This is a genomic window from Massilia oculi (genome assembly GCF_003143515.1).
Classification (GTDB): Bacteria; Pseudomonadota; Gammaproteobacteria; order Burkholderiales; family Burkholderiaceae_D; genus Telluria; species Telluria oculi.
On record NZ_CP029343.1, the window covers coordinates 4,549,094 to 4,563,328 of the forward strand.

14 protein-coding genes are annotated in these 14,235 nt (G+C 64.5%); 5 read left to right on the forward strand and 9 right to left on the reverse strand.

Annotated elements, in window-relative coordinates; all coding sequences use genetic code 11:
• Positions 1 to 2: 2 nt before the first annotated feature.
• The gene (locus tag DIR46_RS20510) at positions 3 to 1,013 is read left to right on the forward strand and encodes an inorganic phosphate transporter (protein ID WP_109346895.1); all 1,011 of its coding nucleotides are present in this window, start codon (positions 3 to 5) and stop codon (positions 1,011 to 1,013) included.
• Between the two features lie 68 nt (positions 1,014 to 1,081).
• On the opposite strand, the gene DIR46_RS20515 is transcribed toward DIR46_RS20510, so the two are convergent.
• The 5 genes from DIR46_RS20515 to DIR46_RS20535 form a co-directional block, all read right to left on the reverse strand.
• Positions 1,082 to 1,972: an MBL fold metallo-hydrolase gene (locus DIR46_RS20515; protein ID WP_109346896.1), complete on the reverse strand. Its 891-nt coding sequence runs from the start codon at positions 1,970 to 1,972 to the stop codon at positions 1,082 to 1,084.
• A 110-nt stretch (positions 1,973 to 2,082) separates the two neighbouring features.
• Positions 2,083 to 3,369, reverse strand: a complete 1,287-nt coding sequence (locus tag DIR46_RS20520) for an RNA polymerase sigma factor (protein ID WP_109346897.1) — start codon at positions 3,367 to 3,369, stop codon at positions 2,083 to 2,085.
• Positions 3,366 to 3,794 carry a VOC family protein gene (locus tag DIR46_RS20525; RefSeq protein ID WP_109346898.1) on the reverse strand — a complete coding sequence of 143 codons (429 nt, stop codon included), beginning with the start codon at positions 3,792 to 3,794 and terminating at the stop codon, positions 3,366 to 3,368. The genes DIR46_RS20520 and DIR46_RS20525 overlap by 4 nt, the downstream gene beginning before the upstream one ends.
• A 21-nt stretch (positions 3,795 to 3,815) precedes the next feature.
• A complete protein-coding gene (locus DIR46_RS20530) occupies positions 3,816 to 4,214 on the reverse strand; it encodes a YciI family protein (protein WP_109346899.1) in 399 nt (132 codons plus the stop codon).
• Positions 4,215 to 4,325: 111 nt separating this feature from the next.
• Complete coding sequence (locus DIR46_RS20535; RefSeq protein WP_109346900.1) at positions 4,326 to 4,682, reverse strand: YciI family protein; 357 nt, start codon at positions 4,680 to 4,682, stop codon at positions 4,326 to 4,328.
• 179 nt (positions 4,683 to 4,861) lie between these two features.
• On the opposite strand from DIR46_RS20535, the gene DIR46_RS20540 reads away from it, so the two are divergent.
• A complete protein-coding gene (locus DIR46_RS20540) occupies positions 4,862 to 5,830 on the forward strand; it encodes an IS1595 family transposase (protein WP_109346901.1) in 969 nt (322 codons plus the stop codon).
• Between the two features lie 82 nt (positions 5,831 to 5,912).
• Here the strand turns inward: DIR46_RS20540 and DIR46_RS20545 are convergent, their stop codons facing one another.
• From DIR46_RS20545 to DIR46_RS20555, 3 genes are all read right to left on the reverse strand, one after another.
• Complete coding sequence (locus DIR46_RS20545; RefSeq protein WP_109346902.1) at positions 5,913 to 7,781, reverse strand: PhoH family protein; 1,869 nt, start codon at positions 7,779 to 7,781, stop codon at positions 5,913 to 5,915.
• A gap of 263 nt (positions 7,782 to 8,044) precedes the next feature.
• Positions 8,045 to 8,509: a peroxiredoxin gene (locus DIR46_RS20550; RefSeq protein WP_229446657.1), complete on the reverse strand. Its 465-nt coding sequence runs from the start codon at positions 8,507 to 8,509 to the stop codon at positions 8,045 to 8,047.
• Between the two features lie 185 nt (positions 8,510 to 8,694).
• The gene (locus tag DIR46_RS20555) at positions 8,695 to 9,069 is read right to left on the reverse strand and encodes an Mth938-like domain-containing protein (protein ID WP_109346904.1); all 375 of its coding nucleotides are present in this window, start codon (positions 9,067 to 9,069) and stop codon (positions 8,695 to 8,697) included.
• 132 nt (positions 9,070 to 9,201) lie between these two features.
• Here DIR46_RS20555 and DIR46_RS20560 point away from each other — a divergent pair, with 132 nt between their 5' ends.
• Together DIR46_RS20560 and DIR46_RS20565 are read left to right on the forward strand one after the other, a co-directional pair.
• The gene (locus DIR46_RS20560; RefSeq protein WP_109346905.1) at positions 9,202 to 10,425 is read left to right on the forward strand and encodes a pyridoxal phosphate-dependent aminotransferase; all 1,224 of its coding nucleotides are present in this window, start codon (positions 9,202 to 9,204) and stop codon (positions 10,423 to 10,425) included.
• Between the two features lie 39 nt (positions 10,426 to 10,464).
• Entirely contained in the window at positions 10,465 to 11,784 is a 1,320-nt protein-coding gene (locus tag DIR46_RS20565; RefSeq protein ID WP_109346906.1) for a homoserine dehydrogenase, read from the forward strand.
• 54 nt (positions 11,785 to 11,838) lie between these two features.
• On the opposite strand, the gene DIR46_RS20570 is transcribed toward DIR46_RS20565, so the two are convergent.
• The gene (locus DIR46_RS20570; protein WP_109346907.1) at positions 11,839 to 12,018 is read right to left on the reverse strand and encodes a hypothetical protein; all 180 of its coding nucleotides are present in this window, start codon (positions 12,016 to 12,018) and stop codon (positions 11,839 to 11,841) included.
• Positions 12,019 to 12,283: 265 nt separating this feature from the next.
• On the opposite strand from DIR46_RS20570, the gene DIR46_RS20575 reads away from it, so the two are divergent.
• Positions 12,284 to 14,173, forward strand: a complete 1,890-nt coding sequence (locus DIR46_RS20575; RefSeq protein ID WP_109346908.1) for an MFS transporter — start codon at positions 12,284 to 12,286, stop codon at positions 14,171 to 14,173.
• Positions 14,174 to 14,235 lie beyond the last annotated feature (62 nt).

Sequence of the window (14,235 nt, forward strand, 5' to 3'; positions counted from 1 at the left end):
TTATGGAAACTCTACATATCAGCATTTACGTGCTGGGCATGCTGGTCGTCCTCGCGCTGATCTTCGACTTCATGAACGGCTTCCACGACTCGGCGAACTCGATCGCCACCGTCGTGTCGACCGGCGTCCTGAAGCCGCAGCACGCGGTGGCGATGGCCGCCTTCTTCAACTTCATCGCGATCTTCGTGGTCAACATGAAGGTGGCCCAGACCATCGGCAAGGGGACCATCGACCCGCAGATCGTCGACCACTACGTCATCTTCGGCGCGCTGGTGGGGGCGATCTCCTGGAACCTGATCACCTGGTACTACGGCATCCCGTCCTCGTCCTCGCACGCCCTGATCGGCGGCCTGGTGGGCGCGGCGGTGGCCAAGGCCGGCACCGGCTCCCTGATCTCCGGCGGCTTGCTCAAGACCGTCGCCTTCATCGTGGTGGCGCCGCTGCTGGGCTTCGCGCTGGGGTCGATCATCATGCTGATCGTGGCCTGGGTGTTCGTCAAGGCGACGCCGCGCAAGGTCGACGGGCTGTTCCGCAAGCTGCAGCTGCTGTCGGCCGCAGCCTATTCGCTGGGCCACGGCGGCAACGATGCGCAGAAAACCATGGGCATCATCTGGATGCTCCTGATCGCGGCAGGCTACGTCAGCGCCAACGACGCGCATCCACCGGCGTGGGTCATCATCTCGTGCTACGCCGCGATCGCCTTCGGTACGCTGTTCGGCGGCTGGCGCATCGTCAAGACCATGGGCCAGAAGATCACCAAGCTCAAGCCCGTGGGCGGCTTCTGCGCCGAGACCGGCGGCGCCATGACCCTGCTGATGTCGAGCGCGTTCGGCATCCCGGTGTCGACCACCCACACCATCACCGGCGCCATCGTCGGCGTGGGCGCCGCGCAAAAGGCCTCGGCCGTGCGCTGGGGCGTGGCCGGCAACATCGTGTGGGCGTGGGTCTTCACCATCCCGGCGTCGGCGTTCATCGCGGCGGTGGCATGGTGGGTTGGGACCCTGATCCTGTAAGCAGCGCGGGATCGCACAAAGCAAAAGCGGAGCCGGTGGCTCCGCTTTTGCTTTGTGCCTTGTGCTGCCTACCCGAGATCGACTTCCAGCCCTTCCCAGGCCAGGAATACCCGCAAATTCGCCAGCCGCTCTGCATAGCGCGCCATCACTCCGGCGAATACCGCTTCCAGTTCATCGTCCCCGCGCGTCGGTTCGTGGTGGGTGCAATACAGTGTCTTCGCGCCCACGCGCAGCGCCATCTCGAGCGCGCCGTCGAAGGTGCCGTGGCCCCAGCCCCGCTTGGACGGGTATTCCTCGCGCGTATACGAGCAGTCGACGATCAGGGCGTCCACGCCGCGCATGACGGCGTCCATGCGGCGCTCGCGCTCGCGCAGATGTTCCTCGCAGGCGGCATGTTCGTCGCTTGCGTCCGGGTGCGGGTTGGGCCATGGCTCGTGGTCGCCGGTGAAGAACAGCGACTTGCCGTTGCAGTCGATGCGGTAGCCGAGGTTGAGCACCGGGTGGTTCATGGCCACGTTCGACACCACCGCGTCTTCCACCGCGATCGGCGTTTCGATGTCGAGCGTGCGGTAGTCGAGGGTGGCGCTCATCTCGGCCTCGCCGACCGGGAAATAACTGTTCTGCAGCTGCACGTTCATCACGTGCTCGATGCCGTGGCCCGTGGTTTGGTCGAGGGCGCCGTGCAGGCGCACCCGGTTGCCCTTGACGAACAGCGGCGCGAAGAAGGGCAGGCCGTGGATGTGGTCCCAGTGGCTGTGCGTGATGAAGATATTGGCCGCCACCGGCCCCTGCTGGACCAAGTGCTGGGCCAGCGGAAACAGCCCGGTGCCGCCGTCCAGGACCAGGAGGGCGCCGGCGTCGGTGCGCACCTCGATGCAGGTGGTGTTGCCGCCGTAGCGCGCGGTGCGCGGACCCGGCGAAGGGATCGATCCTCGTACTCCCCAGAACCGGAATTTCATTGCACGCCTCCCGTCACGAATCGTTTGCTTATTATTCTATACAGCCTCGATCATAGCGGTATGTATCCATCCGGCATAGTCATCAATTAACGCCAGGTATTTGCGCAGGCTCATGCGTCCGCCGCGTCGCGCGTCCGCGCCAGCAGCAATTCGCGCTCGGCGGCGTTGGCGGTGAGCGTGGCGGCGCGCGCGAATTCGGCGCGGGCTTCGGGCCGGCGGCCGAGCTTGAACAGCAGGTCGCCGCGCACGCTCGGCAGCCAGTGATAGCCGTCCAGCCGGCCGTCGGCGAGCAGCCGGTCGGCCAGCGCCAGGCCGGCCTCGGGGCCGTCGGCCATGCCCACCGCCACCGCGCGGTTGAGCTCGACGACCGGAGAGGGTTGGACCGCGGCCAGTTCGCCGTAGAGGTCGGCAATGCGGCGCCAGTCGGTCAGTTCGGCGCGGTGGGCGCGCGCGTGGCAGGCGGCGATCTCGGCTTGCAGCAGGTAGGGACCGCGTGGGCCGGCGATGCGCGCGGCGCGCTCGAGGGCGGCCAGGCCGCGCCGGACCAGCACGCCGTCCCAGCGCGCACGGTCCTGGTCGAGCAGCAGTACCGGCCGCCTTGCCGCGTCCAGGCGCGCCGCCATGCGCGACGCCTGCAGCTCCATCAGCGCCGCCAGGCCATGGACTTCGGGCTCGTTCGGCGCCAGCTCGGCCAGGATGCGGCCCAGGCGCAACGCCTCGTCGACCAGGGCCGGGCGCATCCAGTCGGCGCCGGCCGTTGCGGCGTAGCCTTCGTTGAAAATCAGGTAGACCGCCTCCAGCACGGCCCCCAGGCGTTCGCCCAGCTCGGCCGGTGGCGGCAGCTCGAACGGCACCCTGGCCTCGCCCAGGGTGCGCTTGGCGCGCACGATGCGCTGGGCCATGGTGCTCTCGGGGACCAGGAAGGCGCGCGCGACTTCACCGGTAGACAATCCGCCGAGCAGCTTGAGCGTCAGCGCCAGGCGCGCATCGAGCGACAGCACCGGGTGGCAGGCGGTGAACATCAGGCGCAGCAGGTCGTCCCTGAGTACGTCGTTGCGCCTGGCGTCGAGGTCGTCCACGAAATCCGGCACGCTCAGTTCCTTTCTTCCTGCCTCCTGGGCCAGCAGGTCGAGGCCGATCTGTTCCAGTTTCTGGCGCAGGTTGCGGTCGCGCCGCAGCAGGTCGAAGGCGCCGTTGCGCGCCGTCGTGAGCAGCCAGGCGCCGGGGCGGTCAGGGATGCCGTCTTGCGGCCAGCGTTCCAGCGCCGTCACCAGGGCGTCCTGGGCCAGCTCCTCGGCCAGCCCGACATCGCGCACGATGCGCGCGACGCTGCCGACGATGCGGCCGGATTCGATCCGCCACAGCGCCGCGAGGGTGTCCTCGACCTTGCCCGTCATTGCCCTTCGCTCGGCGGCATGCTTTCCTGCATTTCTTCCATGAAGGCCAGCTCCCAGATGTGGCCATCGAGGTCCTCGAAGGCGTGCTGGTACATGAAGCCATGGTCCTGCGCCTCGCGCGCAATGCTGCCGCCGGCCGCCACCGCTTTGGCCACCATGTCGTCGACCGCGGCGCGGCTGTCGCGCGACAGGCACAGCAGCACTTCGGTGCTGGTGCGGGCGTCGGCGATCTTCTTGCTGATGAAGGTCTGGAAGAAGGGCTCGGCCAGCAGCATCACGTAGATGTGGTCGTTGCTGACGATCATGCAGGCAGCGTTGTCGTCGCTGAACTGGGGATGGAAGCCGAAGCCGAGGGCGCCGAAGAAGGCGCGGCTTGCCTCGAGGTTCTTGACGGGCAGGTTGACGTAGATTTGCTGCTTGCTCATGAAGGTTCTCCGGTCTCGGGCTTATTGCGCGCGCATGCGTTCGATGGTCTCGCTCGGCGGAAAGTCGTCCAGTTCGAACACCTGGCGCACCTCGATCTCGGCTTCCAGGCCCGGACCCTGGGGATTGGGGAAACGGCGCGTCCATTCGAGCGCCTCCTCGCGCGAGCGGACCTGGATCAGGGTATAGCCGGCAATCAGTTCCTTGGTCTCTGCGAATGGGCCATCGACGACGCGCCGCTCGCCGCCTTCGTAGCGGATGCGCCAGCCCTGGCTGGTCGGCTTGAGGCCATTGCCGTCGAGGAGGACGCCGGCGCGCGCCAGCTCCTGGTGGTAGTCGTTCATTTCGGCGAGCAGCGACTCTTGCGGCATCTCTCCCGCTTCGGTCGCGGCGCTGGCCTTGACGATGATCATGAAACGCATGGTGTTCTCCTGTGGTGGTGAGTGGCCCGCGGCGGCAGGTCTTTCATGGTCCACGACGAACGGCGCTCACCGTTTTCGACATTCCTGACAAACAATCATGAAAAATGTTTTCTAGCGCATGAAGCAGGGCGCCAGCGCGCGCACCTCAACCGTCGCCCATTCGGCGGCCGGGCACTCGGCTGCCAGCGCGATCGCCTCGTCGCGCGAGTCGACGTCGACCATGAAGAAGCCGCCCACCATTTCCTTGGCTTCGGCGAACGGGCCATCGACGATGCGCGCCTTGCCGGCCGGGACGGTCACCCGCACCGCACTCTCCGTGGATGCCAGCGACTCGGCCGCCAGCAGCAGGCCGCGTTCCTTGAGCTCGTCGCCCCAGCGCAGCATGCGCTCGTAGGCGGCGCGTCCTTCAACGTCGCTGCGGGTGGCGCGCTGGCCGACGGGCTCGTGAATGAGCAGCATGTGAGGCATGGTTGTTCCTCTGGATGAGATGTGTTTGGACGCGTGGACGGCGTAGCCATCCACCCTATGGTAGCGCTGTTTGCGCTTCAGGCAAAAAAAAGGCGCTGTACCCGTTAGATATGGATGAGCATTGAACTGCTGAGCTGACCCGTGGTCCAACCCCGGTCGTCATCGATCGGGAGCGTGCAATGAAAGCGCCGGAGTTTGCGAAGCTGTTCAACGGGTTGCCGCTGCTGAACCAGCCGCAGCGCCAGCGGGTGCTCGCCGTCCTGCATCCGGCAGCCGGGCTCGACCGAGTGATCGCCCTCATCGGCGAGATCCGGTCAAAAGAGCGCTGCTGCCCGGACTGCGGCTGCGAGCGTTGTCACCGCCATGGCCGGGCCAACGACCTGCAACGCTTTCGCTGCTGCGCATGCGGCCGCACCTTCAACGATCTGACCGGCACGCCGCTGGCGCGGCTCAGGCACAAGGACAAGTGGCTCGATTACCTGGACACGGTGCTCGATTCCCGCACGGTCCGTTCGGCGGCCAAGCGGGTCGGCGTGCACCGGAACACGACCTTTCGCTGGCGCCACCGCTTCCTCGACCGGGTCAAGGACGACCGGCCCGAGCGCCTGGCCGGCATCGTCGAGGCCGACGAGATGTTCCTGCTCGAATCGCAGAAGGGGTCGCGCAAGCTCGATCGCCCTCCGCGCAAACGCGGTGGCAGGGCCGCCCTGCGCGGCATTTCACGTCACCTCGACTGCATCCTGGTGGCGCGCGACCGCAGCGGACAGACCATCGATGCCGTCACCGGCCGCGGCGCCTTGAAGGTGACCCAACTGATCAAGCACCTGCTGCCGAAACTTGATGCGCAAGCGCTGCTGGTCACCGACGCCAACACCGCCTATTCCGCCTTCGCACTTGCCCATGGTATTGCGCACCAGGCCGTCAACCTCAGTGCCGGCGAACGGGTGCGCAGCGGCGTCGAGGGCGCGATCCATATTCAAAATGTAAACGCTTATCATCGGCGCTTCAAGGAATGGCTGACGCGCTTCCATGGCCTGGCGTCGCGCTGGCTACCCAACTACCTTGGCTGGCGTTGGGCGATCGATGGTGGGAGGGTCACTTCCGTCGAGCAATTGCTGCGTATCGCATTCAAGGTCATCAACAGATAACGATGACAGCGCCAAAAAAAACGCCCGCCGGTGAGGGCGGGCGTTTGGTGGCACTGCCGCCTCTTGCAGGCGGCCTGCGGTGTTACAGCACGTCGCTGGCGTGATCGGCCAGGCGCGAGCGTTCGCCGCGCGCCAGGGTCACGTGGCCGCCGTGGCTCCAGCCCTTGAAGCGGTCGACCACATAGGTCAGGCCGCTCGAACCCTCGGTGAGGTAAGGCGTGTCGATCTGCGCGATATTGCCCAGGCACAGGATCTTGGTGCCGGGACCGGCACGCGTGACCAGGGTCTTCATCTGCTTCGGCGTCAGGTTCTGCGCCTCGTCGATGATCAGGAACTTGTTGACGAAGGTGCGGCCACGCATGAAGTTGAGCGACTTGATCTTGATGCGCGAGCGGATCAGGTCTTGCGTGGCGGCGCGGCCCCAGTCGCCGGCATCGCCGTCCGACTTCATGAGCACCTCCAGGTTGTCGTCGAAGGCGCCCATCCATGGCGACATCTTCTCTTCTTCGGTACCCGGCAGGAAGCCGATGTCCTCGCCCACCGGCACCGTCACGCGGGTGACGATGATCTCGTTGTAGAGCTTGGTCTCCAGCACCTGCGCCAGGCCGGCCGCCAGGGCCAGCAGCGTTTTACCCGTGCCGGCCTGGCCCAGCAGGGTGACGAAGTCGACCTCGGGATTCATCAGGAGGTTGAGGGCGAAGTTCTGCTCGCGGTTGCGCGCCGTGATGCCCCAGACGTTGTTCTTGTTGTGGCTGTAGTCGCGCAGGGTCTGCAGCACGGCGGTCTTGCCGTTGATCGACTTGATCTGGGCGTACAGCGGCGCCTGGCCATCCTTCGGCTCGAGGAACACGAACTGGTTGACCAGCAAGGTCGGGATCAAGGGGCCGGTGACGCGGTAATAGGTCGCCGAGCTGCCGTTCTTGTTTTCCTGCCAGGATTCGACGTCCTTGCCGTGCTTGTCCCAGAAATCGTCCGGCAACTGGACGATGCCCGAGTACAGCAGGTCGGTGTCTTCCAGCACGTGGTCGTTGAAGTAATCCTCGGCCGGCAGGCCGATGGCGCGCGCCTTGATGCGCATATTGATGTCTTTCGACACCAGCACGATGGCGCGGCCCGCCATCTGCTGCTCGAGCGCGCGCACGACACCCAGGATCTGGTTGTCGGCCTTGCCGGACGGCAGGCCCTCGGGCAGGGCGGCGCTGTGCAGGCGGGTCTGGAACAAGAGGCGGCCCTTGGCGTCCTTGTTGCCCAGCTTGGACAGCGGAATGCCGGACTCGATGGCGTCGTCGTCGACGTTGGCGATCAGGGCGTCGAGCGTGCGCGAGACCTGGCGCGCATTGCGCGCGACCTCGGACATGCCCTTCTTGTGGTTGTCCAGCTCCTCGAGCGTCATCATCGGCAGGTAGACGTCGTGCTCCTCGAAGCGGAACAGCGAGCTCGGATCGTGCATCAGCACATTGGTGTCGAGCACGAATACCTTGGTGGCGCCGGAGCGGTCGGCCTTGCGGCTGGTGGAGGACTTGATGGTGACTTCGACCGGCTTGTGCTTGGCCGGATGCGGTTGATCGGCGTCGGTCTCGCGCAGCTTGGCCGACACGGGGGCGGCGGACGGCTTGGCGTTCTTGCCTGGCTTGCGGGCGGCAGGGACGCCGGCCTCGTTGGCGGCAACGGCGGCTGGCGCCACCGCGGCAACTTGTGCGGAAGCGGGTGCAGAAGCGGGTGCAGAAGCGGGTGCAGAAGCGGGCGCCTGGGCGGCGGCCAGGGTATCGGAAGCCTTGCGGCGTGCGCGCGATTTCGGCGTCGGCACGGCCTGGCCGCTGATCAGGTCCTCGACGTCGTCGTTGGCCTGGGCCGAGACGGGACGTACCGGCGACTTTCCAGGTTCGGCCTTGGGGTAATCTTTTGCCAGCAGCATGGTCGCTGGCTGGGTAGGCATCTTTGGCAGTGGCATCAGGTTCTCAATCTAAAAAAAGTCTGGATGGCCGTGCGCGCGCTGGCCACGTGGCGCGCTGCCGCACGGAGTCGATGCTACTAACGGGAATGGCGGGCAAACCGCCGCGTGGACTGCAAGGAAAAATGTCTGCAGTAAAGCCGAGCCCGGAAATGCTCCGGCCCGGCGGGAAACCAGATTGGAAGAATGTGGATGAATTACGGGTTGACTCAAAATAAGGGATAGCGATCCAGCAGGTTGAACAAACTGGAGCCATCCGTAATTCAGGGCTGGCTCTTCAAAAATTCCAGCACTTCGGTGACGTGATCATTGACTTTCACGCCACGCCATTCTTTCACCAATCGGCCTTGAGCGTCAATGACAAACGTACTGCGCTCGACTCCACGCACCTGTTTGCCATACATATTTTTCATCTTCATGACATTGAATTGCGTGCAAACGGCTTCGTCCGGATCGGAGATCAGTTCGAAGGGCAGGCCCAGCTTGGCCTTGAAGTTCTCGTGCGAGCGCAGCGAATCGCGGCTCAGGCCATAGATCTCGGCGCCCAGCGCCTGGAACTCGGGCCAGGCTTCGCGAAAGGCGATGCTCTCGGTGGTGCAGCCGGGCGTATTGTCCTTGGGGTAGAAATACAGCACGGTGTACCTGGCGGGACGGCCAAGCAGCTCGAAGATCTGGCCACCGGTCATCGGGGCGGAAAATGGGGCGATGGTTGCTGGGCTCTCGGCCACGGGCTTCTCCTGGGCAGTGACAGCGCGTCGCGCTGCGATATTAACCTCCCGGCGCATGGTGGCGGGGAGCGGCATTGGCATGATAATCCGGCCATGCCACCCGCCGCTAGTGCCCGGCTGGCCAGAAGCACAATATTTACCCCGTTTTGGAAATGTTTCTGGCGATTTAAGTTTTGGCTAATGAATCAGGCGTCGATGATCAGGGCCAGCGTCACCTTGCGGCCTTCGCCCATCAGCACGTTATAGGTGCGGCAGGCGGCCTGGCTGTCCATGCTTTCGACGCCGACGTGCATGGCCGACAGGCTGGCCACCAGGCGCGGGTGCACGAAGCGCTGGCGCTCGCCGGTGCCGAGGATGACGACGTCCGGTGCATCCTTCGCGATCTCCTCGAAGTGGGCGGCGGTCAGGTCGTCGAAGCGGGTCACGTTCCACGGCCGCGGCGGGATCTCGGGGAGCACCGTCAGGCTGTAGTTGAAGCGCTCGGCGTTGATTTCGACGCCCGAGGCGTCATAGCCGGTCACGGTCTGGTATTGTTGAGTGTTGTCGGAATGAAGCTTCATGGCGTTGGCTGAAATCCGGTGTGCTGGCAAAGGCCCATTGTAACCGGATCGGCAAGGTTGCCTAAATGGGGCGTATTCGGCAGAATGGTATTTTTCGCACTGCAACAGAGCACGCTCACACCTGAGGAAATTTTGAGACCGATCGCCAAATCGAACAAGCTCGACGATGTCTGCTACGAAATCCGCGGTCCGGCCCTGGACGTGGCGCGCCAGATGGAAGAAGACGGCCAGAAGATCATCAAGCTCAATATCGGCAACCTCGCCGTGTTCGGCTTCGACGCGCCGGACGAGATCGTCAGCGACATGATCCGCAATATGCACGGCGCGGCCGGCTATACCGATTCCAAGGGCATGTTCGCGCCGCGCAAGGCCGTCATGCACTACACGCAAGAAAAGAATATCGCCGGCGTGGGCATGGACGACATCTACCTGGGCAACGGCGCCTCGGAGCTGATCGTGATGTCGATGCAGGGCCTCCTGAACAACGGCGACGAAGTGCTGGTGCCGGCGCCCGATTACCCGTTGTGGACCGCGGCCGTGAGCCTGGCCGGCGGCGCGCCGATCCACTACGTGTGCGACGAGCAGTCCGGCTGGCTGCCCGACATCGAGGACATGCGGCGCAAGATTACGCCGAACACGCGCGCGATCGTCGTCATCAACCCGAACAACCCGACCGGCGCCCTGTATCCACGCGAAGTGCTGCTCGACATCATCGAGCTGGCGCGCCAGCACCAGTTGATCGTCTACGCCGACGAGATCTACGACAAGACCCTGTACGACGGCGCCGAACACGTGTCGATCGCTTCGCTGGCCGACGACGTGCTGTTCGTGACCCTCAATGGCCTGTCGAAGAACTACCGTTCCTGCGGCTATCGCGCCGGCTGGATGGTGGTTTCGGGCGAGAAGCGCCACGCCAAGGGCTATATCGAGGGCCTGAACATGCTGGCCTCGATGCGCCTGTGCGCCAATGCGCCGGGCCAGTTCGCCATCCAGACCGCCCTCGGCGGCCACCAGAGCATCAACGACCTGGTGGGGCCGGGCGGACGCCTCTTGAGGCAGCGCGACCTCGCGCATAAATTGCTTACCGATATACCGGGCGTGTCCTGCGTCAAGCCAAAAGCCGCGCTCTACATGTTCCCGCGCCTCGATCCGAAGATGTATCCGATCACGGACGACCAGCAGTTCATCTGCGAACTGCTGTCCGAGGAAAAAGTGCTGCTGGTGCAAGGCACCGGCTTCAACTGGATCGCCCCGGACCATTTCCGGCTGGTGTTCCTGCCCAATTCCGACGACCTGACCGACGCTTGCGGACGCATCGCGCGCTTCCTCGACGGTTACCGACGACGCCATGCCTGAACGGGACCGGCGTCCTGACCATCAAGAGAAACAGATTTTATGAAACCGATTCAAGTTGGCCTCCTGGGCATCGGCACCGTGGGTGCCGGTACCTTCAATGTCCTTCAACGCAACCAGGAAGACATCCGCCGCCGCGCCGGACGCGGCATCGAGATTGCGATGATTGCGGCGCGCAATATTGAACGCGCGCGCGAAGTGACCGGCGGTACGGTCGAGATCGTGGCCGACCCGTTTGCGGTGGTCAATAATCCCGATATCGACATCGTCGTCGAGCTGATCGGCGGCTACGAGCTGCCACGCGAGCTGGTGCTGAAGGCGATCGCCAACGGCAAGCACGTGGTGACGGCCAACAAGGCGCTGCTGGCGCTGCACGGCAACGAGATTTTCGCCGCCGCCCAGGAAAAGGGCGTGATGGTGGCCTTCGAGGCGGCCGTGGCCGGCGGCGTGCCGATCATCAAGGCCTTGCGCGAAGGCCTGACCGCCAACCGCATCGAATCGGTGGCCGGCATCATCAACGGCACCACCAACTTCATCCTGACCGAGATGCGCGAGAAGGGCCTGGATTTTGCGACCGTGCTCAAGCAGGCGCAAGAGCTGGGCTACGCCGAGGCCGACCCGACCTTCGACATCGAGGGCGTGGACGCGGCGCACAAGCTGACCATCATGTCGGCGATCGCCTTCGGCATTCCGGTGCAGTTCGACAAGGCCTATGTGGAAGGCATCAGCCAGCTGCAGGCGGCCGACATCCGCTACGCCGAACAGCTCGGCTATCGCATCAAGCTGCTGGGCATCACGCGCCGCACCCACACCGAGTCGGGCGAGGGCGTCGAGCTGCGCGTGCACCCGACCCTGATCCCGGCCGCGCGCCTGATCGCCAATGTCGAAGGCGCGATGAACGCGGTGCTGGTGCAGGCCGACGCGGTCGGCGCCACGCTGTATTACGGCAAGGGCGCGGGTTCCGAGCCGACGGCGTCGGCCGTGATCGCCGATCTGGTCGACGTGACCCGCCTGCTCACCGCCGACCCGTACAGCCGCGTGCCGCACCTGGCGTTCCAGCCGAACCAGATGACCGACGTCGCGATCATGCCGATGTCCGAGATCACCAGCAGCTACTACTTGCGCGTGCACGTGCAGGACCAGCTGGGCGTGATGGCCGACCTGACCCGCATCCTGGCCGACGCCGGCATCTCGATCGACGCCGTGCTGCAGAAGGAGCCAGGCGACCAGACCGACATCGACATCATCATGCTGACGCACCAGACGCGCGAAAAGAACATCGACGCGGCGATCGCCAAGATCGAAAGCCTGCCGGCAGTGATCGGCAAGGTGACGCGGATTCGCCTGGAAGCGCTGGGCTGACCCGGCCACGCCACTGGAACCGCCGTTGTCCGTGTTGGGCAACGGCGGTTTTCTTCATGGCGGCGGCATGCCTTCGTGTGCCAGCAATGTCGTCGGATACGGCTCGAAAAGGCGTGGCAATTCCTCGTCGTCATCGAGGAGGGCGGTGGTAAGGAGCAGCAGGTCCTGCTCGATGTGCTCGAACAGCGCATTGGCGACGCTGGCGTAGCTGATGTGGAAGTTGGCGGAAGTCATTCGCGGATTCTACCTGCGCTGCATTGCACCAATGTGCCAGATCAAGCCCGACTTGACCGGTTTCAAGCGCCAACGGGTGATACCGCAAGTTTCTGCGCGCGCCCTTGCCACAGCGCCGAGTTTGTGCTCGCGCAAGGGCTCGTACTGCATGGCAACACTTGCGGTATCGGATGCGAATACGCAACCATGAATGTGAGAAACAGCGTTTGTTCCGCTGTGCTTGCCGTTGTACATTACGCCTTCCTTCACAGCCGAGCTTTCCAGCATGAGCCAACCGAATCAGTTTTCCCTGCTGACCCAGCGCCGTTTCGGTCCGTTCTTCTGGACCCAGTTCCTGGGCGCCTTCAACGACAATCTGTTCAAGACCGCGCTGCTGGTCGTCATGACCTATGATGCGATCAACTGGACCACGCTCGATCCCTCCCTGCTCAACAACCTGATCCCGGGCCTGTTCATCCTGCCTTACGTCCTGTTCTCGGCCACCGCGGGCCAGATCGCCGACAAGTTCGACAAGGCCAGGCTGGCGCGCATCGTCAAGATCGCCGAGATCGCGATCATGCTGGTGGCCGGCATCGGCTGGATGACGCATACGCTGTGGCTGCTGGTCGCGGCGGTGATCGGCATGGGCACGCATTCGACGCTGTTCGGGCCGGTCAAGTACGCCTATCTGCCGCAGAACCTGAAGCCCGACGAGCTGGTCGGCGGCAACGGCGTGGTCGAGATGGGAACCTTCGTCGGCATCCTGCTCGGTGAAGTGGCCGGCGCGATCCTGGTCGGCTACAAGCCGAACGGCATCATGCTGGTGGCCGGCGCGACCTTGCTCTTCGCCGTGCTGGGCCTGGCCGCCGCCTGGCGCATCCCGCCCTCGCCGGCGCCGGCGCCCGAGCTGCGCATCAGCCGCAATTTTCTGGCTGAATCGTGGCGCAACCTGGCGTACTCGCGCCAGAACCGCACCGTGTTCCTGTCGATGCTCGGCAATTCCTGGTTCTGGTTCTATGGCGCCTTGCTGCTGGCCCAGTTCCCGGTGTTCTCGAAAGACTACCTGATGGGCGACCACAGCGTGTTCGTGCTGCTGCTGACCGTGTTCTCGCTCGGCATCGGCCTCGGTTCGCTGCTGTGCGAGCGCCTGTCTGGCCACAAGGTGGAAATCGGCCTGGTGCCATTCGGCTCGATCGGCCTGTCGGTGTTCGGTATCGACCTGTATTTCGCCAGCGAGGCCTTTATCGCCAGCACGACGGCGGTGGACTGGCTCGGCCTGCTGAACCAGCCGGGCGCCTGGCGCATCCTGGGCGACCTGGTGATGATCGGCGTATTCGGCGGCTTCTTCATCGTGCCGCTGTTCGCCCTGATCCAGACCCGCTGCGACCAGAAGCACGTCTCGCGCACCATCGCCGGCATGAATATCCTGAACGCGATCTTCATGGTGGCGTCCGCCGGCGTGGCGATCCTGCTGCTGGGGCAGGGCTTCAGCATCCCGGAACTGTTCCTGACCACGGCCCTGCTCAATGCGGTGGTGGCGGTCTACATCTTCTCGCTGGTGCCGGAATTCCTGATGCGCTTCCTGGCCTGGCTGCTGATCCACACCGTGTACCGGGTGCGCACCATCGACACGGCGCGCATCCCGAGCGAAGGCCCGGCGGTGCTGGTGTGCAACCACGTCAGCTATGTGGATGCGATCGTGATCAATGCCGCCAGCCCGCGTCCGATCCGTTTCGTGATGGACCACCGCATCTTCAAGACGCCTTTCCTGCGCTGGATCTTCCGCGCCGTCAATGCGATTCCGATCGCGCCGGCCAAGGAAGACCCGTGGACCATGGAAAAGGCCTTCGTGGACATCGCCCACGCGCTGCATGAAGGCGAGCTGGTGTGCATCTTTCCGGAAGGGCGCCTGACCTCGACCGGCGAGATGAACGAATTTCGCAACGGCATCGCGAAAGTAGTGGAGCGCAGCAAGGTGCCGGTGATCCCGATGGCGCTGCGCGGCCTGTGGGGCAGCTGGTTCACGCGCGACCAGAGCAATCTGTTCGAGCGCAGGATTTCGCGCGGCATGCGCTCGCAGCTGGCGCTGGCGGTTGGCCAGCCGGTGGCGCCGGAACTGGCGACGCCGGAGTACCTGCAGCAGCAGGTGATGGCGTTGCGTGGGGAGTGGAAGTAAGGCAGTTGGCCGTTGCCCTGCGAAGATCTTGCACCGTATGGTAAAAACGCAATATTTTTTCG